23 protein-coding genes and 7 tRNA genes are annotated in these 24,693 nt (G+C 40.8%); 6 read left to right on the top strand and 24 right to left on the bottom strand.

Features of this window, described 5'->3' with window-relative positions:
- Nucleotides 1-233: 233 nt before the first annotated feature.
- Nucleotides 234-2,696 (top strand): acyl-CoA dehydrogenase FadE, encoded by a 2,463-nt coding sequence (gene fadE / locus KK487_RS05415; RefSeq protein WP_013464564.1) that lies wholly within the window; start codon nt 234-236, stop codon nt 2,694-2,696.
- Here the strand turns inward: fadE and KK487_RS05410 are convergent, their stop codons facing one another.
- Nucleotides 2,697-3,809, bottom strand: a complete 1,113-nt coding sequence (locus tag KK487_RS05410; RefSeq protein ID WP_036956946.1) for a DUF6136 family protein — start codon at nt 3,807-3,809, stop codon at nt 2,697-2,699.
- Entirely contained in the window at nt 3,806-4,396 is a 591-nt protein-coding gene (locus tag KK487_RS05405) for an ABC transporter ATP-binding protein (RefSeq protein WP_036956944.1), read from the bottom strand. The genes KK487_RS05410 and KK487_RS05405 overlap by 4 nt, the downstream gene beginning before the upstream one ends.
- Nucleotides 4,397-4,558: 162 nt before the next feature.
- On the opposite strand from KK487_RS05405, the gene KK487_RS05400 reads away from it, so the two are divergent.
- Nucleotides 4,559-6,502: a S9 family peptidase gene (locus tag KK487_RS05400; RefSeq protein WP_036956943.1), complete on the top strand. Its 1,944-nt coding sequence runs from the start codon at nt 4,559-4,561 to the stop codon at nt 6,500-6,502.
- A 63-nt stretch (nt 6,503-6,565) separates the two neighbouring features.
- On the opposite strand, the gene KK487_RS05395 is transcribed toward KK487_RS05400, so the two are convergent.
- The 10 genes from KK487_RS05395 to dnaQ form a co-directional block, all read right to left on the bottom strand.
- On the bottom strand, nt 6,566-7,129 hold the full coding sequence (locus KK487_RS05395; protein WP_232311339.1) for a transcriptional regulator: 564 nt from the start codon (nt 7,127-7,129) through the stop codon (nt 6,566-6,568).
- A 334-nt stretch (nt 7,130-7,463) separates the two neighbouring features.
- Nucleotides 7,464-7,540, bottom strand: a tRNA-Asp gene (locus tag KK487_RS05385).
- A gap of 53 nt (nt 7,541-7,593) precedes the next feature.
- Nucleotides 7,594-7,670, bottom strand: a tRNA-Asp gene (locus KK487_RS05380).
- A gap of 37 nt (nt 7,671-7,707) precedes the next feature.
- Nucleotides 7,708-7,784: transfer RNA gene (locus KK487_RS05375), tRNA-Asp, on the bottom strand.
- 38 nt (nt 7,785-7,822) lie between these two features.
- Nucleotides 7,823-7,899 (bottom strand) — tRNA-Asp (locus tag KK487_RS05370).
- A 31-nt stretch (nt 7,900-7,930) separates the two neighbouring features.
- Nucleotides 7,931-8,007, bottom strand: a tRNA-Asp gene (locus KK487_RS05365).
- A gap of 41 nt (nt 8,008-8,048) precedes the next feature.
- Nucleotides 8,049-8,125 (bottom strand) — tRNA-Asp (locus tag KK487_RS05360).
- Between the two features lie 27 nt (nt 8,126-8,152).
- Nucleotides 8,153-8,229: transfer RNA gene (locus KK487_RS05355), tRNA-Asp, on the bottom strand.
- Between the two features lie 98 nt (nt 8,230-8,327).
- The gene (locus KK487_RS05350; RefSeq protein ID WP_128583293.1) at nt 8,328-9,698 is read right to left on the bottom strand and encodes a TIGR03503 family protein; all 1,371 of its coding nucleotides are present in this window, start codon (nt 9,696-9,698) and stop codon (nt 8,328-8,330) included.
- A gap of 9 nt (nt 9,699-9,707) precedes the next feature.
- Nucleotides 9,708-10,421, bottom strand: a complete 714-nt coding sequence (gene dnaQ / locus KK487_RS05345) for a DNA polymerase III subunit epsilon (RefSeq protein WP_058154394.1) — start codon at nt 10,419-10,421, stop codon at nt 9,708-9,710.
- A gap of 68 nt (nt 10,422-10,489) precedes the next feature.
- On the opposite strand from dnaQ, the gene rnhA reads away from it, so the two are divergent.
- The gene (gene rnhA / locus KK487_RS05340) at nt 10,490-10,954 is read left to right on the top strand and encodes a ribonuclease HI (RefSeq protein WP_013464557.1); all 465 of its coding nucleotides are present in this window, start codon (nt 10,490-10,492) and stop codon (nt 10,952-10,954) included.
- A 14-nt stretch (nt 10,955-10,968) separates the two neighbouring features.
- On the opposite strand, the gene KK487_RS05335 is transcribed toward rnhA, so the two are convergent.
- Nucleotides 10,969-11,730: a class I SAM-dependent methyltransferase gene (locus tag KK487_RS05335; RefSeq protein WP_128583294.1), complete on the bottom strand. Its 762-nt coding sequence runs from the start codon at nt 11,728-11,730 to the stop codon at nt 10,969-10,971.
- A gap of 53 nt (nt 11,731-11,783) precedes the next feature.
- On the opposite strand from KK487_RS05335, the gene gloB reads away from it, so the two are divergent.
- Together gloB and KK487_RS05325 are read left to right on the top strand one after the other, a co-directional pair.
- On the top strand, nt 11,784-12,557 hold the full coding sequence (gloB, locus tag KK487_RS05330; RefSeq protein ID WP_128583295.1) for a hydroxyacylglutathione hydrolase: 774 nt from the start codon (nt 11,784-11,786) through the stop codon (nt 12,555-12,557).
- Nucleotides 12,558-12,744: 187 nt separating this feature from the next.
- On the top strand, nt 12,745-14,322 hold the full coding sequence (locus KK487_RS05325; protein ID WP_138764352.1) for a lytic transglycosylase: 1,578 nt from the start codon (nt 12,745-12,747) through the stop codon (nt 14,320-14,322).
- A 53-nt stretch (nt 14,323-14,375) separates the two neighbouring features.
- Here KK487_RS05325 and KK487_RS05320 read toward each other — a convergent pair whose 3' ends face one another.
- Nucleotides 14,376-15,746: a Gfo/Idh/MocA family protein gene (locus KK487_RS05320; RefSeq protein ID WP_215522006.1), complete on the bottom strand. Its 1,371-nt coding sequence runs from the start codon at nt 15,744-15,746 to the stop codon at nt 14,376-14,378.
- A gap of 161 nt (nt 15,747-15,907) precedes the next feature.
- Between KK487_RS05320 and KK487_RS05315 the strand changes: the two genes are divergently transcribed.
- Nucleotides 15,908-17,521 (top strand): M28 family metallopeptidase, encoded by a 1,614-nt coding sequence (locus tag KK487_RS05315; RefSeq protein WP_215522005.1) that lies wholly within the window; start codon nt 15,908-15,910, stop codon nt 17,519-17,521.
- 31 nt (nt 17,522-17,552) lie between these two features.
- Here KK487_RS05315 and KK487_RS05310 read toward each other — a convergent pair whose 3' ends face one another.
- The 10 genes from KK487_RS05310 to KK487_RS05265 form a co-directional block, all read right to left on the bottom strand.
- Nucleotides 17,553-18,500, bottom strand: coding sequence for an EAL-associated domain-containing protein (locus KK487_RS05310; RefSeq protein ID WP_016899465.1), 948 nt, complete (start codon nt 18,498-18,500; stop codon nt 17,553-17,555).
- A 231-nt stretch (nt 18,501-18,731) separates the two neighbouring features.
- Complete coding sequence (locus KK487_RS05305; RefSeq protein ID WP_013464551.1) at nt 18,732-18,947, bottom strand: EF-hand domain-containing protein; 216 nt, start codon at nt 18,945-18,947, stop codon at nt 18,732-18,734.
- Nucleotides 18,948-19,016: 69 nt separating this feature from the next.
- Nucleotides 19,017-19,229, bottom strand: a complete 213-nt coding sequence (locus KK487_RS05300) for an EF-hand domain-containing protein (protein WP_008467121.1) — start codon at nt 19,227-19,229, stop codon at nt 19,017-19,019.
- Between the two features lie 160 nt (nt 19,230-19,389).
- Complete coding sequence (locus KK487_RS05295; RefSeq protein WP_008467122.1) at nt 19,390-19,602, bottom strand: EF-hand domain-containing protein; 213 nt, start codon at nt 19,600-19,602, stop codon at nt 19,390-19,392.
- Between the two features lie 577 nt (nt 19,603-20,179).
- Nucleotides 20,180-20,395, bottom strand: a complete 216-nt coding sequence (locus tag KK487_RS05290; protein ID WP_033103890.1) for a TIGR02450 family Trp-rich protein — start codon at nt 20,393-20,395, stop codon at nt 20,180-20,182.
- Nucleotides 20,396-20,464: 69 nt separating this feature from the next.
- Nucleotides 20,465-20,818 carry a cupredoxin domain-containing protein gene (locus KK487_RS05285; protein WP_215522004.1) on the bottom strand — a complete coding sequence of 118 codons (354 nt, stop codon included), beginning with the start codon at nt 20,816-20,818 and terminating at the stop codon, nt 20,465-20,467.
- A 22-nt stretch (nt 20,819-20,840) separates the two neighbouring features.
- Nucleotides 20,841-23,084, bottom strand: a complete 2,244-nt coding sequence (locus tag KK487_RS05280; protein ID WP_215522003.1) for a heavy metal translocating P-type ATPase — start codon at nt 23,082-23,084, stop codon at nt 20,841-20,843.
- On the bottom strand, nt 23,081-23,518 hold the full coding sequence (locus KK487_RS05275; protein ID WP_215522002.1) for a MerR family transcriptional regulator: 438 nt from the start codon (nt 23,516-23,518) through the stop codon (nt 23,081-23,083). Before KK487_RS05275 ends, KK487_RS05280 begins: the two co-directional genes overlap by 4 nt.
- A 209-nt stretch (nt 23,519-23,727) precedes the next feature.
- Nucleotides 23,728-24,225: a DUF2059 domain-containing protein gene (locus KK487_RS05270; RefSeq protein ID WP_215522001.1), complete on the bottom strand. Its 498-nt coding sequence runs from the start codon at nt 24,223-24,225 to the stop codon at nt 23,728-23,730.
- Between the two features lie 127 nt (nt 24,226-24,352).
- Nucleotides 24,353-24,685: a Na+/H+ antiporter subunit G gene (locus KK487_RS05265; RefSeq protein ID WP_013464546.1), complete on the bottom strand. Its 333-nt coding sequence runs from the start codon at nt 24,683-24,685 to the stop codon at nt 24,353-24,355.
- Nucleotides 24,686-24,693 lie beyond the last annotated feature (8 nt).

The following is a 24,693-nucleotide window of genomic DNA, read 5'->3' as shown; positions in this document are numbered from 1 at the left end:
GTATATTTACTTAATTAAACTTATATTACTACTAGATTAATTGATTTTTTTAATGCTTATATTTTTTATGATAAGCCAAAATAAACCATTACAGTTAAACTGTTCGTATAACATACAACGCATTGTAATAATCGTACCGATAACTACACTTTAATCTAAGTAATGTACTTGAAACTTAGCGTTACTAGCGCTACTCTAAACGAGGTGGTCTGACCTCTATTAAGGAATTAGCAATGACACTCATATTTACACTCGGTTTAATCGCACTGCTCAGCATTGCGCTTTACCACAGAGCGAGTTGGAACACAGCACTTGGTGTTTCTGCCGCAACATTATTAATTGGTACCTTTGCTGGTGCTTTTGGTTTAATTAGCTGGGTGATCTTTTTAATCATCGCAGTGCCTCTTTCTGTTACTGGCATTCGTCAGCAATATATTATCAAGCCTATTTTCAAGGTCTTCAAAAAAGTTACACCGAGCATGTCTGACACCGAAAAGTCAGCTATTGATGCCGGTACAACTTGGTGGGAAGCTGATTTATTTTGTGGTAACCCAGATTGGAAAAAGCTTCACCAGTATCCAGTTCCAAAACTTACTATTGAAGAGCAGGCATTTATCGACGGACCTGTTGAAGTTGTATGTAGTATGCTGGACGATTGGGAAGCTACGCATGAGCTAACGGATTTACCTCAGGACGTATGGCAATATCTGAAAGATAACAAATTCTTTGCCATGATCATTAAAAAGGAATACGGCGGCTTAGAATTCTCTGCATTTGCACAATCGTGTGTACTGCAAAAACTAACCAGTAAATCAACATTGCTTTCGTCAATTGTTGGAGTACCTAACTCGTTAGGCCCGGGTGAGTTATTACAGCACTACGGTACTGAAGATCAAAAAAATCATTACTTACCGCGTTTAGCAAGCGGTCAAGAAATTCCATGTTTTGCTCTTACTTCGCCAGAGGCAGGTTCTGATGCAAGCTCAATTCCAGACTACGGTGTAGTATGTAAAGGGCAATGGAATGGCGAAGAAGTAGTCGGTGTAAGCCTTACATGGAACAAGCGTTACATTACACTTGCACCTGTAGCTACGGTTCTTGGTCTAGCATTTAAATTACAAGATCCAGATGGATTATTAAGTGACGTTAAAGAGCCTGGTATTACCTGTGCACTTATCCCAACAGATACCCCTGGGGTAGAAATTGGTCGTCGTCACTTCCCGCTTAATGTGCCGTTCCAAAATGGCCCTACTCGCGGTAAAGATATTTTTGTACCACTTGATTACATTATTGGTGGCCCAGAAATGGCTGGTCAAGGCTGGCGTATGCTGGTTGAGTGTTTATCGGTTGGTCGTGCAATTACGTTGCCGTCAAATTCAGCCGGTGGCATTAAAATGATTGCTGTAGCAACCGGTGCTTATAGCCGTATTCGTCGTCAATTCCGCTTACCAATTGGTAAAATGGAAGGGGTTGAAGAGTCAATGGCGAAGCTTGCCGGTTATGCTTACAGCTCAGACGCTGCAGTAAGTATGTCTACCGGTGCTGTTGATTTAGGCGAAAAACCATCTGTGATTTCGGCTATTATTAAATACCACCTTACCGAGCAAATGCGCGATGCCACCATTCATGCAATGGACGTGCTAGGCGGTAAAGGGATCATGCTTGGGCCAAATAACTATTTAGGTCGTGGCTATCAAGGTGCACCTATTGCCATTACCGTTGAAGGTGCAAACATCTTGACCCGTAATATGATTATTTATGGTCAAGGTGCTATTCGTTGTCATCCATTTGTACTTACCGAGCTAGGTGCGTGTGAAATTGAAGACCGCGAAGAAGCGCTTAACGTATTTGATAAAGCGCTAATGGGCCACATTGGCTTTACCATGTCTAACCTAGTACGCACTAAGTGGCTTGCACTTACTGGCGCTCGCTTTACTAGTGTGCCGTACAAAGACGAAACGGCAGAGTTTTATCGTATAGCTTCACGCTTTAGTGCATCGCTTGCACTTATGTCTGATATTAGTATGGCAGTATTTGGTGGTTCACTTAAACGTAAAGAACGTATTTCAGCACGCTTAGGTGACTTATTAAGCTACCTTTACTTAGTGTCTGCAACGCTTAAACGTTATAACGACGAAGGCCGTAAAAAAGAAGATTTTGCACTGGTTCAGTGGAGCTGTCAGGATCACCTTTACCACTGTCAACGTGCGCTTGCTGATTTAATCAACAATATGCCATCTGCACCACTTCGTGGCGTATTAAAAGTATTGTTATTCCCGTTTGGTCGCCCGGTTCGTAAACCTACCGACAAACTTGAGCATAAACTAGCGCAATTACTGCAAGTGCCTAGCGAAACGCGTAATCGTTTAGCAAGTTATGTATACCTTACAAACGAGCCGCTTAACCTTGTAGGTCGTCAAGAGCAAACGCTTAAAGACGTGCTAGAGGTAGAGCCTTTATTTGAACGCGTATGTAAAGAGAAAGGCGTTAAATTGCCATTCTTCCAACTTGATAAAGTGGCGCAAATGGGCTTAGAAGCCGGCATTTTAAGCCAAGCTGAAGCTGATAAGTTAGCAGCTGTTGAACAAGCTCGCTTAGACGTTATTAACGTTGACGACTTTGACCCTGCAGATTTACTTGCCGGCAAAGCAGCGCGTAATAGCAAAGCTAAATCTAAAAAGGCAGATGCCGCTTAACTAATTTAGTAAAGCTAGTAGCAACCCTGTTGAAATTAGCCAAACCAGCGCATAATGCGCTGGTTTTTTTTGTGCAAGGTAAACCTGTAATACACACCACATATTTCCAATGACAAATAATACAATATGAGTGTAACCAAAAATAACGCTATAACTTATTGTGGCTAATAAAAACAGCAATATGCTAGGTAAAAAATGGCTAATATAAAAGGCGCGTTCTCGCTGGCATGTTTTAAAAAATAATCGATACTGCTCATACACCCTACCGCAATCAAATTGCAATGAACTACTAAAGAGTACAATAAAAGCCATGGCTAATATCACAAGTATAGGTACTAAATCAGCACGTTCGTTTATTAGCGCAGCTGATGCCATGAATACACATAAAAGTAACGACACGCGCCAAACAAGTGTCCAACAATGGTTTAATAAATAACAAAACCAAAAGCCCAATAATGAACTTACTGCAATACGCCCGTTAACATTAACCACGGGGACAAAAAGGCTCAGCGCAAACAATAAAGTAAAGCCCATATGATAAGTGAGCGGCTGCATATGAATAGGAACACACACTAATATCACGCTAAACAAAAAGCCATATACCAGTGCGCTGGTTTTGTATAAACACAAAACGCCCAAGCTAAACTGCAGCAACATAAATACAATAAAATGCGGTACTTTAACCCATTGTGATAGCGTTAAATCTAGCGCAATTAATACACTGGCTATAAGCCATGCATTACTGAGCGTTAATAGTTTAATATCGACTAAATATAACCAAACTGATCGTGCAATAGTTTGCTGAAATAACCGCTGCTTACTATTTTTAATTGCTGACTTCATTGCGCTGAGCATCACACTTTGTAGTAACAAATAAAATAAAGCCATTTGTGCACCGTATTGGGGTGCTGCGCTGCTGTCTATAATTTTTCCAAGGCCTAAAAAAAGTAGCAATATCAAACCCAACACTGACGAGCCTAACACCACTAAAAATAACAACCCAAAGCTTTTTAGTTGTAACAATAATTGCGTGAGTTCAGTTTTGTAAGCCTGATAACGATAATCCATAAAAGAGCGATATTGCCCGATTGATTGTTTTAAATTTGCAATCATAACGGTATACACTCAAAGCCACGTTCAATAAATGGCGCTGGTTCATGGCAGGTGATAACTATTTGCCCATTTTGCTTATCTATTAGATATTCATCAAGCAGTACTAATAAATACTGAATACTGGCTTGATCAAGTGCTGCGCTGGGTTCGTCTAGAAGTAAATAAGGTGCATCACGCATAAGCGCTAAAATTAACTGGCATTTCTTTTGATTACCTGACGACAGCGCATCAAAACGAGTATTTAAAAATTCATTGAAATTAAACCCATCTATTATTGTCGTTGGCCAATCACAACCCAGCGTATTCACGGACAAGTTAATAATTTGCTTTGCCGTAAGAAAGTCAGGTAAAGCAATACAGTCTGAGGCTATAGCAACTTGTTTATGCGGTTCGGTTAATGCTTTTTTAGAAAATAAAATCTGCCCACTTTGGCGCGTTTCGAGCTCTGCCAACATCATCAACAACGTTGTTTTACCTTGGCCATTAGGCGCTTCAATGCATATTTTAGGTGCACAAAACTGCACACTATAACCACTGTACAATACGTTTTCAGCAAACTGTTTATGTAACCCAATGACTTCTATCATAAATACTCCCTGATTTTGAAAGTGAATTATAACTAGTTTTCTATTTTCGTGGGCTACATGGTTTGTAACACTTTATTGCAGTTCGAATAGGCTAATTACTTGCGTTTAAAAAACCTTCGGTTAACACTAAAAGTCCATAATTATAATCCAAGGAATGTATCTATGAAAAAAGCCCTCAAATTTGCCTGTATTACCTGTGCAGTATCAATTGCATTAACAGGTTGCAATCAATCTAATAATTCAGCCTCTACCCCTGTGGCAACTGAGCAAACACGACAAGTAAAAACCTATAACGCTAAAACCTTTTTTGATACAACATCTATCATGGGCAGTAGCTTTTCCCCGACTGGCGATAAAGTTCTAGTTAGTAGCGATGAAAGCGGTATTTACAGCTTGTATGAAGTTGACGTAAAAACAGGTAGCAAAACGCGCCTAACCAATTTTGAAGACAGCACCTACCCTATTCGCTATTTCCCAAATGATGAGCGTGTACTATTTACCAAGGACTCAGGCGGTAATGAGCGCTACCATGTTTATGTGCGTGAAGTTGATGGTTCAATCAAAGATTTAACCCCAGGGGAAGAAACCCGCGCGAGTTTTGCAGGCTTTACTAAAGATGGCAGTCAGTTTTTTATTACCAGTAATCAACGCGATGCCAAGTTTATGGACTTGTATCGCGTAGATAGCAAAACCTATAAAGTCACGCCCGTTTATCAAAACACACAAGGACTAGATGTGGGCGCAATTAGCCCCGATGGACGCTACATTGCGCTGTCTAAAAATAATACCAATAAAGACAGCGATACGTTTATTCTTGATACCTATAAGAAAACCCTCAAGCCGCAATTAATTTCAAAACACGATACACCAGCACAATATACGCCTGAGACCTTCTCTGTAGACAGCAAATATTTATACTACTCAACAGACGCTAAAGGAGAGTTTTCAGAGGTGTGGCAATATGAGCTCGCCACAGGCAAGCACAGTCCAGCATTAAAAGATGATTGGGACGTTAGCTTTATTGATTTTTCTAAATCTGGGCGATACCAAGTAAGCGGTGTAAATGCTGATGCCAGCACAAAGGTCACAGTAAAAGACACGCAAACAGGGGATGAAATTGCCATGCCTAAATTACCTGCGGGAAATCTACGTGGTGTGAATTTCTCAAGCGATGAGAAAACCATGGCGTTTTATTTAAATTCAGATACCTCACCAAGCAACTTATTTGTTTGGCAAGTTGGCAGTAATGAAGCCAAGCAACTTACCAACACATTAAGTGAAGATATAGATCAAAACGACTTAGTAGAGAGCACCATTGTGCGCTTTAAAAGTTTTGATGGTTTAGAAATACCGGGCGTATTATACAAACCAAAACAAGCCAGCAGCACCAATAAAGTACCTGCACTTATTTGGGTGCATGGCGGCCCAGGTGGGCAAAGCCGAACTGGTTATAGCGCAATGCAGCAACATTTAGTTAATCATGGCTATGCTATTTTTGCCGTCAATAACCGCGGTAGCTCAGGCTATGGTAAAACATTTTTCCATTTAGACGATAAAAAACATGGCACCGATGATCTACAAGATATTATCTACGGTAAAAAACACTTACAAAGCCTAGATTGGGTCGATGCAGATAAAATCGGCATCATGGGTGGTAGCTACGGCGGTTTTATGACCGCAGCCGCGCTTGCCTTTAAACCGGAAGAGTTCAAAGTAGGTATCAATATTTTTGGTGTGACTAACTGGGTACGCACACTGAACTCAATTCCACCATGGTGGGAAAGCTTTAAAAAGGCGCTTTACGATGAAATGGGCGATCCTGCCACCGATGGTGAACGTCACCGTGCTATTTCACCGCTGTTTCATGCCGATAACATCACTAAGCCTTTAATGGTGATACAAGGTGCTAATGATCCACGCGTATTACAAGTTGAAAGCGATGAGTTGGTTGCTGCGGTTAAAGCTAATGGTGTGCCAGTAGAATATGTATTATTTGATGATGAAGGACACGGTTTTAGCAAAAAAGAAAACCGTATCAGCGCCTCAAACGCCTACCTCAACTTTTTAGATACTTACTTAAAAGAGTTATTTGGCCCACAAGGATAATTGGAAGCCAATTTATATTAAAGCCTGCTGCGTTTTCATGTACGCAGGCTTTTTATTACTTTTTTATTGCTTGGTTAATCTGGGTTCCAGTAAAGCGAACGCCAAACCAAATACAGCAGCCAAAATACCTAAAAACTCAAACCAACTATTGCCTGCATGTGGTATTGTTCGCGAGAGTTCATTTACGTTATAAAGTCGTTTACCTCCCTCGACTTCTTCAACAAATGATTCACCGATGTATTCATCCATTAACTTAAAACTGGGTACCCTTCTGGCCAGCATTTCACGAGTTTTTTCCTCTCTTTTCTCTCGGTTTGAATCAATAATATAATTGCTCCAATGAGTATATATATTTAGAGGTTCATCATTTTTGATCACACCCAGTGATTTATATTCGTAAAAGCGCTCATTGAACAGATAATTTTTATGTCCTGCATAAAATAATGCACAGCCAAAAGAAATCAGAAACATAGCGAGGTATATAATTTTACGCTGTGCGACTGAGCTCTTTACTGCTTTACTTTTAAACCACAGCTCTAAATCGGGTATTTGCATGAGTCTTGTTTTGTCATGGCTGTAGGTAAGGGGCTTCATAAACTCATCAATTGAAAGGTCTAATGCTATCAATAAAGCTCTAAATATTTCATTCGAGGGAATTGATTTATCGTTTTCAAGTTTTGATATATATACCTACTTGCTGGGCAAATTCAGGTTGGCTCAATTTTTTATTATTTCTTAGCTGCTTTAATTGCTGACCTAATGTACTCATCTTAATGCTTCCTTTTTTAAAGTGAGATTAGATTCTTGGTAATTCATGCAGAGATAAGAAGCTGAATATTGAAGAATAGACAAGAATATTAGCAGGTTAGTATATAAGAGTCGAGCTGATAGCTGATAAAAATGATGTTTGGATTTATTAATAAGTAAATTATCTATTGCTTGTTATTGAGGAAATAACAAGTGGCGGAGTGGACGGGACTCGAACCCGCGACCCCCGGCGTGACAGGCCGGTATTCTAACCAACTGAACTACCACTCCGCAGTGGTATGTGCATGGGGTAATGCACTTACTAATTTTGTTACGATATCAAATGGCGGAGTGGACGGGACTCGAACCCGCGACCCCCGGCGTGACAGGCCGGTATTCTAACCAACTGAACTACCACTCCGCAGAGATATCTTTTTACTTGTCATTACTTAATTTGTTGGCGGAGTGGACGGGACTCGAACCCGCGACCCCCGGCGTGACAGGCCGGTATTCTAACCAACTGAACTACCACTCCAGCATACAAATTTTGTAATATAACAGTGTTTAAATAGTTGGCGGAGTGGACGGGACTCGAACCCGCGACCCCCGGCGTGACAGGCCGGTATTCTAACCAACTGAACTACCACTCCAGCGCGTATTTAAACTGTTATTTTTTCTTATTGGCGGAGTGGACGGGACTCGAACCCGCGACCCCCGGCGTGACAGGCCGGTATTCTAACCAACTGAACTACCACTCCATAATAAGAATATGTTTTACAACCATATGTTGTGTAAGTGTTGGCGGAGTGGACGGGACTCGAACCCGCGACCCCCGGCGTGACAGGCCGGTATTCTAACCAACTGAACTACCACTCCAGCTTTTACTTACAAATTGTCGAAAATTGGCGGAGTGGACGGGACTCGAACCCGCGACCCCCGGCGTGACAGGCCGGTATTCTAACCAACTGAACTACCACTCCGCATTTTCGTTGCTGTCTGAGTCTCCCCTGACAGCGGCGTGAATAATACGAACCAGCCCCTACTTCGTCAAGGGCTTTTTTGTTTTTTTACAGGTTTTTTAGTCATCTGACATCGAAAGGTTTAAAATTTCACCTGTTTTGTCATTTTTTGAGCCATTTTCTGCATCAGTTGTTTTTTGCTGTTCTGATTTTTTTGCCTCGGTTGCTTTCTTTTTCTTTAAAAAAGCAAAATTCAATTTAAGTTTTATTGGTTTATTCTGCACAAAAACACGAATACATAACCAACCAATAAATAATATGGCCAAATTCCCACCAATAATTAAACTTACCATTACACCGGTTGCCATTACTTTTGGTTTTATAACAGGCTCTGGAATATTTTCTTCCTTAATGAGGCTCGCTTTTGGAATTTCAGGAATAACTTCTATCGGTCTTTCTATTTCAAATAAATAGGTTGGCAACGTAGCCATAAACTCTCTGTCATTTACTGTTGAGCCAAACACAGAAATTTCAATGTTGTAACGTCCCCATCCGTAATCTTGTAAAGCCAGTTCTCTTACTGCGGTGTTATTAGTGTCTAAGTAAAATACTTGCTCTTCATTATTGGGATAATAAATTTTCCCTTGCATGATAACGGTTTCAGGCTTTAATAACTTTTCATCAATATTTATAGTAATACGGTGATCGTCCCCCTCATCGGTTGCTTCAACTGAGGTAAAACTAAAAGGCGGCTCATGCACAACTATCGTGTCTTGAACAACTCGTCGCTCAAGGACATCGGTGGTAATATAAAGTTCTGGCCGCCACTCGCCTGGAGTAAAATTTAAAGTAAACTCACCCGTAAACACACCGTCTTTTGCACTTTCATCAAATCCGTAGCCATCGTCTTTAAATTCAGTAACTTGCTGTATGCCCGCTCCAAAATTTTCAAAATTTTCATTATTAGTACTCACAAAACTCACATTGAGCGATACCGCATCTTTGAAAAGATTAGCGCGAATGGGCTCGCCATCATTTAAAATCTCACCGGTTACCTTTACAGTTTCACCCTGAAAAAGAATCTTAGGGAGTGGATCAACCTTAAGCGATAGCTCACCAATTACAACAATACGGCTCTGTGGCATTATTTGGCCAATAACTTGCCATGGCCCAGGCATAGGGTTGCGAATAACCACTAGATCGTAATTTAATTCGTCGTACCAATCTAGGCTGGTGTTTCTTACCGCATTGGTTGCAAAGTACTTAGTGCCATCGGGTCTAACTAAAATAACGGCAGGCGAGCCAGGACGTCTAAAAAATATTAATTTTATTTCATCAATTTTGTCATCTATACGAAAACGGTTATCCAGTAACGGGATTTCATTTTGTTTACCGCTGCCTTTTAACTCTTCAACTTGCTTTACGCTGTGTGCATCGGGGTGGAAACACACGGCAATTAAAAGCAGTGAAACTACTAATAGCGTTTTCATAATAATGCCCTATTCAGCGCGCCATAAACAATGGCCGCCCTCCTTTTGTACAATGTCTAAACGCGTTTGATGTGCGCTTTGCTCTGCTTCGCTTGCTGCTATAACTACCAAAGGCGCCCTGTCGCTACTTAGGCGTCTAATACCGCCTTTTTGATCTTCACTTGAGTCATCTTTGTTTTGATTTAGGTTTAGCTTTACTTGTCCACCGGTCATTGCCAGGTAAACATCGGCTAAAATTTCAGAATCCAGTAAGGCGCCATGTAACGTCCGCTTAGTGTTATCAACATCGTAGCGACGGCAAAGCGCATCCAGGTTGTTCTTTTGTCCTGGATGCAAGTCACGCGCCATTTTAAGGGTATCAAGCACGCCACAAAAATCATGGGTGTTTTGATAACCTTGATTTAATAACGCAAATTCATTATCCATATGGCCAATATCGAACGGCGCGTTATGAATAACGAGTTCTGCGTCTTTAATATAGTCAAAAAACTCTTGGGCAATGTCTCTAAAAAGCGGTTTGTCACGTAAAAATTCGTTGGTAATACCGTGAACGTCGATTGCTTCTTCTTCAATGCTGCGTTGTGGATTTATGTAAACGTGAAAATTATTGCCGGTTAACCGGCGATTCATTAGCTCCACACAGCCAATCTCAATGATTCGATGCCCTTGTTTAGGGTCGATGCCGGTGGTTTCTGTATCTAAAACTATTTGTCTGCGTGCCATATCGAATTAAGCCTGACTCTGGTATCTTTCTATAATCACTTTATTGTACATAATATCAAGGTAAAACAGTGCAAAAAACCGTAGAGATTTACACCGATGGTTCGTGTTTAGGTAATCCAGGCCCCGGTGGTTATGGTATTTTTATGATTTATGAAGCCCACGAAAAAAAATTAAGTCAAGGTTACAAACTCACAACAAACAACCGCATGGAAATGCTAGCTGCCATTGTTGCGCTAGAATCACTTAATCGTTCATGTCCTGTTACCCTGACTACCGATAGCCAATACGTAAAACAAGGCATTGAGTCGTGGATCACCAATTGGAAAAAACGCGGTTGGCAAACCTCTGCTAAAAAGCCGGTTAAAAATGTCGACTTATGGAAACGTCTCGATAAAGCCTGCGCCGAGCACGATGTTACTTGGAAATGGGTAAAAGGTCACAGTGGCCATAAATATAATGAAATTGTTGACGACCTTGCCCGTGATGCGGCCAGCGGCAACAACTTAATTGATGATGAAGGTTACCAACCGTAACCCTCTACATCATGCTATTTTTTATTTTGCTGATAATGTTGCTTTGAGGTCTGCCTAAGCCCTACCCCTTTTATTGGCGCAAATTGTGGCCGTGCATGCCACTTAGGTTTTATTGGCGTAAGTGGCGCAACACGCTTTCGTGCCACCAGCAAATATACACTGCCCATAGGTTTTAAATATTGCTTGGTAAAGCTGCGCCAAAACGCAAACCGCGACAACCGGTTACCGCGTGCCAACGATGAATAAATAAAGCGCTCATCGGCCACAATTTCAAACCCAAGCAAATTAAGCCAGTCTTTTACCCGTGCAGGGGTAAAAAAGCGCCCTGTCCACGGTAATTTTTGACCACTAAATGGCAGTAATTGCGCTAACCCACAAAAGCTAAAAGGATTAAAACCGGTAATGGCAATATAACCGCCGGGAATAAGCGAGCGATGAGCCTCACGTAATATATGATGCGGATCTGAGTGATACTCTAAACAATGGCTCATAATGCACGCATCTATACTGTGCTCATAAAAAGGCAGTTCGTCTATGTCAGCCACCACTCCGGTATAAGGGCCTGGCTCTGCAACACATACTTGATGCTTAATGGAACTTTTGCTGGTATCTAACTCGCCACTTAAATTACCCAATTTAAGCATATGATAGCCAAACATACGTGGTAACCACGGCGACAATTTGCGTTCTATATCACAACGTAAATAATCACCATGCGGAAACTGTTGCCATGACAACGGTTTGGGGCCTTCTTGAAAACTAAGGGCTGGTTTCATTATATAAGCTCGTTATAATATTAATTAAATACCACTTTATAGAGCAACGATACATGGTGCAAGTCAAAGCAATTAAAGCCTTTTCTGATAACTACATTTGGTGCTTAACCACCGAGCATAATAATCAAGCGTGGGTGGTTGACCCTGGCCAATCTGCGCCGGTCACTGAGCATTTAGCACAGTATAATTTAACCCTAGGCGGTATTTTGATAACGCATCATCATTATGATCACACTGATGGCGTTGCCCAATTAGTAAAACAGTATCCAAACGTTGAGGTTTACGGCCCAAGTAACAGTCCATTTAAAGGAATAACAATGCCTTTAAATGAAGACCAAACGATTACCGTTTTAGGCACCTCATTTAATATTATCACCACGCCTGGCCACACACTCGATCATATTTGTTATGTTAATGATGCACTTGCCTTTACTGGCGACACCCTATTTAGTGGTGGTTGTGGGCGCTTATTTGAAGGCAGCCCAGAGCAAATGTGGCATTCATTTAATAAGTTGCGAGCACTGCCAAGTGATTGCAAAGTGTATTGCACCCACGAATACACCCAAGCAAACTTGGCCTTTGCAAAAGCGGTTGAGCCACGAAACCCCGAATTACTCGCTTACAGCCAGCAAGTAGATGAATTGCGTAATAAAGATGAAATAACGTTGCCAAGTACCATAGGCCATGAGCTGAAAATTAACCCTTTTATGCGTAGTAATTTGCCAAACATTACAGAATTAATACCAAAAGAATATTGTTTAGTTACAAAAAACAATGAACCTTGGGAAAACTTTGCTAGTCTGAGAAAGTTCAAAGATCATTTTTAATTTGGGCCTGTTGACCTTTCAAGGTTAAACATGCGCTAGCAACAACAATAATAAAACGATTAGTTAATAAACAACAAGTTAACATTTTCTAATCATATTTGTTTGGAACTTTTAACGGTCATAAGTGGCAATGTTGACTCATTATGGGTAGTATTCGCCGAGTTTTTTACCCTATGTATTGGTATTTATGAATAAATCTCCTCTTTTATTGGTCTTAGTGATGACGCTAAGCGGTTGTCAAACACTGACAACGTTAAACACAGATTCACAAAATCAGGCACTAGACCAGCTTGAAGGCGCAAGCCCAAACGATATTAGCACGGCGCTGATGATGAACGCGCAATATCAACAAGTGAACGATATCGAAGAGGAAGCCCCTGTGTTTGACGATGTTTGGGAGCGTATTCGTTACCAATTATCTATCGATATTCCCCAAAATCGCCCAGTGGTCGCTGAGCGTAACTATTATGCGCGCCATCAAGCATACTTAGATCGTATCTCTAAACGTGCTGAGCCGTATTTGCACTTTATTGTTGAAGAAATTGAAAAGCGTGAAATGCCAATCGAAATTGCACTTTTACCTATAGTAGAAAGTGCTTTTGACCCTTATGGCTACTCGCATCGCACCGCATCGGGTATTTGGCAATTTATGCCAGCAACCGGCGAGCGTTTTGATTTAAAACAAAACTGGTGGTATGACGGCCGTCGCGACATTGTGCAATCAACTCGCGCAGCGCTTGATTATCTCTCATACTTACACAAAACCCTTGAGGGTGACTGGCTGAACGCAATTGCAGCTTATAACTCAGGTGAAGGCCGCTTACTGCGTGCGATTAAAAAGAATCGTAAAAAGCATTTACCTACCGATTTTTGGTCACTTGATTTACCTCGTGAAACCACTGCCTACGTGCCTAAATTATTAGCATTAGCCGATTTATTAAAGCGCGCTGATGATTTTAATGTGTCATGGAAGCCTATCATTAACGCGCAAGTGGTTGAAGTGGTCAATATTGAGTCACAAATTGATTTAGCGCTGGCAGCCGACATGGCTGACATGACCCTTACCGAGCTATACAGACTAAACCCTGGATTTAACCGCTGGGCAACAGACCCTGATGGCCCACACTTTTTATTAATACCCACCGATAAAGTAGAGCAATTTACAGAAAAATTGGCTGCAACTGACATTAAAAATCGTCTTCGCTGGCAACAATATAAAGTAAAAAAAGGTGATAGCCTGTCGGTAATTGCCAGTAAATTTACCACTAGCACCAATGCAATAAAGTCATTAAATAAGCTTAATTCAAACGTAATTCGTGTTGGCCAACAAATTTTAGTGCCGCTAACAGATGGTAAAATTAACAGTGAACATTTGCCTCAGCAAGTACGCGCGGCCGCTAATAAAAGTTTGCGTACTAAGCTCTCACACACGGTAAAAAGTGGTGACACATTGTGGGACATAAGCCGCGAATACGATGTCACTATAGGTGAATTAGCTAAGTGGAATAAGCTGAAGAAAAATGCAGTACTGCGTTTAAATCAAAAATTGGTTGTTTATAAATCAGCAAATCAGCCTAAAGAGTCAGCGAATAACACCAATCGCACTATTACTTATAAAGTGCGTCGGGGTGATTCATTAGCGCGTATAGCCTCTAAGTTTAATTTAACCGTGAGCGATATAATTAAATGGAATGACTTGGCTGGGCAAAAATACTTACAGCCAGGCCAAAAGCTTAAACTCAAGGTTGATGTGAGAAGTAGCTAATAAACATAACCAATAAATAAAAAAAGAGCGCATGCGCTCTTTTTTTATTTGGCTTAGCTTACAATGCCCAAAGGCTGTGCGGTTTGCCATGCCCCGCGAGTAAAATCGGGAATATCTATTGAGCGGCTACGCTCACTCACAGACTGGGCTGATAACGGCGAAATAACCGACCATGCCGCCCCGTCATAAACGTCTTGATCTAGCGGTTCACCATTTCTTAAGCAGTAAATCATCCGCCAAAACATTAAAAAGTCCATGCCACCGTGACCACCATTGCGCTGCGCCTCTTCACCCATTTTTGTCCATAAGGGATGGTCGTACTGCTCATACCATGCGCTCATATCATAATCCCACTCATGAAAACTTTTTGAGCCACCAGTTTCAATGGCAATACGATTAGGGAAACCTGCAAACACGCCATTCGTGCCTTGTATTAAGTTATGTCGTGAGTACGGCCGAGGGGTTGTCGTATCGTGCTGCACCATAATACTGCGCCCTTTGAGAGTTTTAATCAGCGTCGTGTTCATGTCACCAGCAATATAATTGAGCTGGTTACGGGGATGATCGGCAGCAAACTCACGTTGCGCATAGGCGCTTCGGCCAAGTGAAGGTGAGCTCATTGAGGTTAAAAAATCGAACCGATCGCCACGATTTATATTCATGTATTGCGATACCGGCCCTAATCCATGCGTAGGATATAAATTACCGTCACGTCTTGCATGCCACTGCGTTCGCCATGAGCCTGTTTTGTGCTCAAGCTCTTTCATTTGCCAGCGCAGTTCATGAATATACGCCGCTTCGCCATGTAACAGCTTCCCAAATACACCTTGGCGTACCATGTTTAATACCATTAACTCGTCGCGGCCGTAGTTAACATTTTCCATCATCATGCAGTTTTTTTGCGTACGCTCTGCGGTATCGACAATTTGCCACATTTCATCAACAGTCAGTGCCAGAGGCACTTCAACAAAAGCATGTTTTGCGCTGTTCATGGTATCGATAGCCATTGGCGCATGCCATGCCCATGGTGTTGAAATAATCACAATATCAATGTCTTGTCGTTCGAGCATTTGTTGATAAGCGCGCTCACTGCCACTATACAATGCAGGCTTTGCCACTCCCGTATCAACTAAATAATTAGCGGCACGTTCTAAAACCTCTGTATGAGTATCGCAAATAGCCACTATTTGAGTACCTTCAATGTGGCTCATACGCTTTACATGGCCATACCCGCGCTGACCCACACCAATAAACCCTACTCTCACCACATCCATTTTAGGTGCGACCAAACCGATAACGGAGCGCCCTTGTTGCATAGGCGCGCTAGTATGAACACTGCCACTAGATGCGCAGCCACTAACCACACCTGCAGCGGCAGCTACACTGGCTGTCTTTAAAAAATCCCGACGATTAAATTGCTTCATTACTTATCCCTTTTGTTATTATTTTTAACTTACCTAATGGCGATTAATGGGTAAAGGGCCAAAGAGGTAAGCTGCATAAAAATAGGTTTAAAAGGGATAAAAATTCGCATTGTGTTATTGTTTGGGGTTATAGTCGAAAAAATATTATTTCCTAACTTATTATGTCTTATATAAAAACCATCACATTTTTTTTAGTTATTGTACTAACGGGTTGCTCAGAGTCTGCAACCCCCACTTCCTCGCTCGAAAACAGTCCGGGCATTAGTTTAAATAATATAAAACAGCATATTAAAACCCTTGCCTCTGATGACTTTGAAGGTCGCGGTCCTTTAACATTGGGTGAAGTAAAAACCGTTGGCTATTTGAGTGAACAATACAAAGCCATAGGGTTAACTGGTGCCTATAACGGTGATTTTTTACATCCGGTTAAAATGGCCATGATCACCGCAGATCAAAACATGCAATTGACCATGGGTGATTTAAGCTTTAAAGCGGGTAAAGACTTTACTGCTCGTACTAAACAATTGCAGCCAGTTATTGATGTTCGAAATTCTGATGTGGTCTTTGTCGGTTATGGTATAAATGCCCCTGAATATAACTGGAACGACTACGCCAATATTGATGTAACTGGTAAAACCGTTATTGTGCTGGTAAACGATCCGGGCTTTGCCACTCAAGACGATACGTTATTTACTGGTAATGCCATGACTTATTATGGTCGTTGGACTTATAAATATGAAGAAGCCGCGCGCCAAGGCGCTAAAGCGGTATTTATTGTTCACGAAACAGCTCCTGCCGCATACCCTTGGGGGGTAGTTGAAAGCTCAAATACCGGCACTAAATACAGTCTAATGGATAACAACCTCAATGCATCTGAATTGCCCGTTATGGGCTGGCTAACACTCGATGCCACCGAGCAAATATTTGCATCAGCACACTTAAATTACCAACAATTAAAGCAACAAGCACTTAGTGAGCAATTTCAAGCTAAAGCGTTGAATTTAAAAGCAACCCTTGCATTTAAAAACGAAGTGTCACATGCAAAATCACATAATGTGGTCGCAAAAATCACAGGCAGTGAAAGCCCAGATGAATACATCGTTATTAGTGCCCATTGGGATCACTTTGGCACTAAACAAACCGACAGCGGTCCTAAAATTTATAATGGCGCCGTTGATAACGCATCAGGCACCGCGGCCACCCTTGAGATTGCTCGAATAATGCAAAAAATGCATCAGCAAACACCGTTTAAACGCTCGATTATTTTTGCCAACTTCACCGCCGAAGAAACCGGTTTAATTGGTTCAGCGCAGTTTGCCTCTGGTGACGTGATCCCAACAAAGAATATGGTTGCCCTACTAAATATTGATGGGATGAACGTACTCGATAGCACCGACTATATTTTACAGTACGGTAAAGACCTCTCGACTATGGAACACTATTTAGCTAAAGCCGCAAACGCGCAAGGACGTCAAGTTAAACTGGATCCTCGTGCGCAAAATGGCTTATTTTTTAGATCGGATCATTTTTCACTCGCCAAACAAGGTGTGCCAAGCTTACTGTTTATGAGCCTAGGTGATACCGATCCTGACTACATCACTCATAAATACCATAAAGAAGCTGACGATTACTCAGCTGATTGGTCATTAGGTGGGGTAAAACAAGATGTAGAACTGATTGTTGATATAGCCTCACAACTGGCGAATAACGGTGATTGGCCAAAATGGACAAGCGAGTCTGACTTTAAAGCCAAACGCACCGCTGACAAACAATAAATACAATTAAACATTACTACTTAAAATCCTCCTACTCGGAGGATTTTAGCTTTACCCGTGCCTGTGTAAGCAATGTTTCAGCTTTTGCCCCTAAATACACATATATCGCTAAAGCAATTAAAAGTCCCACCACTGCAAGCATCATCGCTATAGCTGGCATTAAATACTCTGATTGCCCTAATGCGGCTTTAAACATAGTGAGTAGTGCTTCAATTGATATAGCAATTAACACGGTAGAGATAAACCGGGTAATGGTTCGTCGTGTTGATGAGTGTCTAAAAATATCTTTATGCATGAGGATTTCTTCCTCAAGAATTGTTTTGCCAAGATCAAAAACAGCCAATGCTAACGTGATATAAATAATGATGCTAAAGGGTTCTAGGGGATCGGACGAACTATTTACGTGAGTTATTAATTCATAGATGTCGATAAATACGATGTTGAGTAAAAAAAGCACCAAACTAAATAAGCACGCCACAATAATGCCATAACCTGCTTTAAAATAAGGTGACATAGTCGCACGAGCGGTATCACCCATCACAAACTCAATAAGCTGCGTTAAACTTACATCAACAACTAAATAATGTTGATTATTGATAGGTTTGTTTAATTCTTTAATCGCAGATATACATAAATGGTTGGTCGCAATAGAAATATAAGGCGCAGTAAAACAAATAGCATTACAGGCTTTTACATTTAAAAAATAAGGCCGCTCACTTAAATCCTGATTATTGCCTCTCTGTGCCAATTTTTTATTGTAGGCACGTTTAAAGCAAACGTTATTGCCCTGTTGTGAGCCCTTCTCGTCTAAACAGTATTGTAATTCTAAAAAAGGATAATGCTTTGTTAAATAGCGCATATCACGATTATTAGCGATGCCGTCATCTATACTCATTAAAATTGATTCTAATAAGCTATGTATTATCTGCTCATATTCGTTATAGCGCTCTACACTACTGATATAACTCATTCTCGCCATAATTAGGCTCCTTAAATACCCTAATCAACAGCTAAGCAAGTTTAAAACCAAAAATTAAAGAATATAAAAATCAATAGATTAAATTAAATACATTGATGCCATTGCACTATTTTAGTGACAACTGCACACACTATTTCTCGCCACGCACAAAAAAGCAGCTGAGTATTTACTACTTAGCTGCTTTTTATGTCTCGTTTATAAATTACATAAACGCTTTCATCCGTAATGTAATTACTGAATTTTTGCGAACTCTTCTTTTGAAAGCTCACCGTTGCTATCAACATCTAAATCATCAAATAATTGAGCTAGTTGTGAGTTAGCTTGTGCTTCAGACTGGCTAATAACGCCGTCGCCATCAGTATCGAAAGAATCAAAGTCAACCGCAGCAAAAGCCGCTGAAGATGAAGCAAGTGCAATTAAAGCGAGTGTTTTAGTAAATGTTTTCATAATTAATCCTTAGGCTAAATGCCTTAATTAAAATGGTAAGAAGTCCTTTTCAAAGATCCTTAAGGGAAACTAGTACGCTGAAAATTCGTCTTTAGAAAGTTCACCATTACCATCTACATCTAGCTCTGCAAATTGCTCCATAAGCTCAGCAGCAACCGATGCCTCTGCTTGGCTGATGGTGCCACTGCCATCTACATCAAGCGTTTCAAAGTCTGTGCTTGCAAATACTGCAGATGAAGAAGCAAGCGCCATTAATACCAGTGTTGATTGTAACTTTTTCATAATATAATCCTTCAAAGTGTGCAATGTTCGTCAAATAAAAAATAATTGGCTCAAAACTATCAACCTCATATCCTTGCGATTCTTTGTCATAAGCTCCCTTGCCTATTTAGGTTGTCTTGGGCAACTCAGAATCAGTAGTAGTATTGAGCACTAAAGCTGGTTACGCCTTAGAAAACTCTGCTTTAGATAACTCACCGTTTTGGTCAGTATCAAGCTCAGTAAACTGGCTCATAAGTGAGGCGTCAACTGATGCTTCAGCTTGGCTAATAGCGCCGTTGCCATCCACATCGAGTGTGTCAAAATCGGTTGCTGCAAAAGCCGCTGATGAAGAAGCTAAAGCCATTAATACCAGTGTTGATTTAAGTGTTTTCATAATGTAATTCCTTCATTAGGTTGTGTGATGAAGCGATGTGCTTTATCACGTTTTTTGCTAAATACAGCTTAGGTATTACAACTTCGATGCCATGTTTTTAAAGTTATTTAAAAACATGCAGTTAGAATGATTTTGAAGCATTTTAATAAAAATAAACCATGATTTTGTTGCTTTTTAGCAACAACCACAGGGGCTGAAATAAATAAACATTTAGAATCAATAAGTTAAATTATAATAAAAAGAGACATGGGAATGAAAAAACCGGAAAAATCATGTTTAGAGCAGTTATGAGAATAAACCGACTCTGAACACATCCGACATACTTACTTTAACGGTATAAAATAATACGCATAACGCATTGAAATATAATAACTAAAATAATTTTTCTATTATTTTTTATAAAAACGTTTGAAGAACGATTTAAAAACTATCGTTTTGTTGCCAAATGGCGAATTGGGATGAAAACAAGCTGTAATAGAGGAGAGTCGCTAGCAATGTGTTGTTCTAAAAAACAATAAACTAGTCGCTCATACTCATAAGGGCTATGAGCATGAGCAATGTGTTTAAACAGTCTGCTTTATTTCCAACCTTGCAGCCATTTTTGTTGATCTTTTAAATCGCGCCACTGAATTGGGTATTGGTTTTTTGACATTACCGCCTCAGTGATACATTCAACGACGTTGCCGTCTTCATCAAACTCAACCTCAACAATAATAAAATGTTTTTCCTTATTAATTGCTGGGATCGCTGTCCATTTACTATTAAGCAGTTTTTTAGGATTTAATTTATTCATACTACGCCTTATAAGCTTTCTGCTTGAACATACGCATCAGAGCCATTTTTAGTTTTATTAATCTAATATTCAAGACACTACTAACGTGCCTTTATACATTTGCATTTGGCAATGAAAAGCATATTCACCCACTTTAAGTGCCGGCAGCTCAACAGTGTTATTCTCACCCATAGCGAGCGTTTTACTGATATCGAGTGAAGGAAACACCACCGTTTCGGCGCATGGGGCGCTGTCTTGTCGATTAAACGTCAGCGTTATTTTGTTATCAGCAGCCACTTTAATATGGGCAGGATAATAAACGCCGTTATTAACCACTATCGTTATTTTGTTATTATTACTCTGCACTTGCTTAGGTTTGTATAGCCAAAACCAGTAAATAATAACCGCAATTAACAATGCGCCGAGTATATTGATCATCAACATAATGCTACTCCTATTTATAAAATTACGATTTACTGGGTTTAAAAAAGCGCAGGCGATTGGCGTTTGTGACCACAGTTAGTGATGACAACGCCATAGCAGCACCTGCAACAACCGGGTTGAGTAATATACCAAAAAATGGATATAACAGCCCCGCAGCAATTGGAATACCTGCCACATTGTAAATAAATGCACCAAATAAATTTTGCTTAATATTGACTATAGTGGCGCTACTAATCGCAATGGCATCGCCAAGACTCTGTAATGAACCACGCATTAAGGTGATATCAGCGCTCTCTATCGCCACATCGGTGCCAGTGCCAATAGCAAACCCAACATCAGCCTGTGCCAGTGCCGGCGCATCGTTTATACCATCACCCGTCATACCGACTATTTCACCTTTAGCTTGGCGTTTAGTTACTTCACTGGCTTTGTCATCAGGCATTACTTGGGCAATAAAGTCCTTAATACCGACTTTGTTAGCGACGGCTCTGGCGGTAGCTTGGTTATCACCGGTCAGCATAACAACATGGATACCTTTTTTTTGTAGACGTTTAATGGCCTCTGCTGAATCGTCTTTTATCGGATCGGCTACCGCTATAATGGCTTGTAGTTGGGTATCAATAGCAAAATACATTGGCGTTTTAGCGGCGCTGGCTAATTGCTCAGCTTGCTCTTTTGCCTCTGCAATACTGATATTGTGTTGGCTCATAAGCGCTTCATTGCCAAACAATAAAGTTTGTCCATTTAATCTGCCTGTAACACCTTGCCCCGTCACAGCGTTAAAATCGCTGACTTTTTCAATCGTGATATCTTCATTTTCAGCATAACTTACAATAGCTTGCGCTAAAGGATGTTCGGAGCCGCTTTCAAGACTAGCGGCAAGCTTTAGCACGTGTACTTTATCGCTGTCATTAAAATTAATGATATCGGTAACGGTGGGTTTTCCTTCTGTGATCGTGCCAGTCTTATCTAAAATCATGGTGGTTATTTTAGAGGTGGTTTGCAGCGCTTCTCCATTACGAATAAGTATTCCCGATTCAGCGGCTTTACCTATCCCAACCATAATTGACATAGGGGTTGCTAAACCCAGCGCACACGGACAGGCAATGATAAGCACCGTGGTCACGGCCACTACCGCATAAGCAATGCTCGGCTCGGGACCAAAATTAAGCCAAGCAAGGCCCGCGAGCACTGCAATAATCATTACCGTAGGAACAAATACGCCGGATATTACATCGGCTAAATGCCCTATGGAGGGTTTAGAATTTTGTGCTCGTTTAACCATATTAATAATACTGGCAAGTGTGGTTTCACTGCCAATATGGGTGGCTTTAAATAGCAACGTGCCACTTTTATTAATGCTGCCTGCAACAATGGTATCGCCCTCAATTTTGTTCACTGGCATAGGCTCACCCGTGAGCATTGACTCATCCACTGAGCTGTGACCTTCAATGACTTCACCATCCACAGGGATTTTTTCACCGGGGCGTACACGCACAGTCTCGTTTTTTAGTACCTCACTAATAGCTATATCTTGCTCTTCGTTATCACGCACTACCCGAGCGGTTTTTGGCTGCAAACCGATTAAGCGTTTTATCGCATCAGAAGTACGACCGCGGGCTTTTACTTCAAAGGCAAGGCCTAGGTTAATTAAACCGATGATCATCGCTGAGGCTTCAAAATAAACATGCCTAGCCACCTCGGGTAACACGCTTGGCGCAATGACTACCACCATAGAATACAACCACGCGGTACCTGTGCCCAACGCAATCAGTGTATCCATATTGGCGGTGTGGTTTTTAAATGACTGCCATGCGCCGTTGTAAAACTGTTTACCCGCAATGGCCATAACCACTAAAGTGACTATACCAACAATAAACCAGCCAATGCGCTGCGCGTTGGTGGTGACACTCATATCAAAAATAAGCCCATACAACATAAGCGGAGCGCCAACGCCTAGCGCCAATACCATATTACGCATTAGCTTTTTATAATGTGCGTTATCGGCTTTGGCTTTTTCATCTAGCGCGTCTTGCTCCGACTCGCTATTCATTGGCTTAGCCTTGTAACCAATATTTTCGACTGCTTCAATCAGCTCTGCTGATGGCACATTGCCTTCAACTTGCACACTGCGATCAGCAAAGTTCATTTCAACACGCTGCGCACCTGATACGCTTTTTAGCGCTTTTTCTATTTTTGCGACGCAGCTGCCGCAATTGGCACCTTCAATTATAAAATTTTGCACTGTGTCTTTATTGTTGCTCATTTTGCTTCCTCGGAACTAACTTGTTCGTTAAGGGGATCTACAAAGGTCTCAATTAAACTACATATATCAGCACTTGCGGCACCATCGCTTGAGTTTTCCCACTGTTTTACCGCTGCTTGCATACGCGTTCTTAGTTTGAGTGTTTCTTGAAATAGCCGCTCTGTTTCTTCAAGTCGCTTTGCTATTAATTGTCGTGTCAGTGGACACGGACAATTCCCTTGCTCCGACTGAGCAACTATTTGCTGAATATCTTTAATAGAAAAACCAAGTTGCCGTGCACTAATAATAAACTTTAAACGCTGTTGATCGGCAGCGGTATACACTTGATAGCCATTGCTTTGGCTACGAATGGGGTTAAGTAACTTTATACGCGTGTAGTGCCGCACTGTATCTTGGGTCACTCCCATGATTTTAGCTAGCTGTTTAACATACATAACTCACTCCATCGGGTTTTAATAGTGATATAATAAACCTATGTGTAACACAAAGGTCAACCGCTATTTTAAAACTCAGGGAATGCGTTATCGGCACATTAAATAAGTGATTACGTTTGCTTAAAGAAGAGGAAGAATACAGCAGTCACAAAATAGTGACTGCTAGAAAATGTAGACGTTATTTTGCTACGAGTTAGGTTAACTATAGTTTAATTTGCTTCGCTACGCGATTGTTTAAGTGCTTCACCTAGCTGCCCAGCAATTGCTTGGATCTCAGGCATGGCTTCTTGCACTAAAGATTGTGACATTTGCATAGATGCTTGCATCACCTGTGGCATTTTTTTCAAAATAGCTTGCCCTGACTCTGTTTTATAAAAATCGAGCATATCGCTAATCTCTTGCTCACTAAATTGCTTATCATAAAGGTTAACCATCATAGGCTGCATTTTTTGCCAGCTCATTTTGGTTTTTAGCACCTTAGTCATATCGGCATAATATTTATCAAATATTGGCTTTTCATCTGGCTTTACACCCATTTGCACCGACATATTTTGCATCATGCCCTCAACTTGAGAATACATAGAGTCAACCATGGCGTCCATATCCATCACCTCTACCAGCTCATCAATTTTTTGTTGCTTAGTAGTTTGCGCTGCATATAAGTTAGTTGAAAAAATAAGTAGTGATAAAAGTAATACCTTACACATATTAATATCCTTTTTGTATTTGAATTTACGCCATACTCACATGTTCAATAAGTGTTGTAAATGGGAACAACTAAAAAACAAAAAGCCGAATAACTACCATTATTCGGCTTTTTGTCGTTTGTTAGGGTTAATCTTTTTCGATATTATCGAGTCCTTTCGTTCCATCTTTGGCTTTTAACTTATGATGAATAGCGGTTTTAATTAGCATATAACCACTAATGGGCGCCGTGATTAATAAAAATATAGTGATTAATATTTCTTTTACGCTTAAGCCACTAGCTGAATTGGCAAAAAATACCATCGCAGCCGTGAGTATACTTGCCATCCCTAAAGTGGTTGCTTTAGTTGGCCCATGTAAACGCATAAAAAAGTCCGGCAGTTTAATTAAGCCAATAGAGCCAATTAAAATAAAGAGCCCACCTAACAACAGCAATATTGATACGATCCATTCACTTATCATTTTAATAC

This window comes from Pseudoalteromonas sp. SiA1, assembly GCF_018732205.1.
In the GTDB taxonomy this organism is placed as follows: domain Bacteria; phylum Pseudomonadota; class Gammaproteobacteria; order Enterobacterales; family Alteromonadaceae; genus Pseudoalteromonas; species Pseudoalteromonas tetraodonis.
Note: the sequence above shows the minus strand (reverse complement) of the source record. Positions and strands in the feature narration are given on the sequence as shown.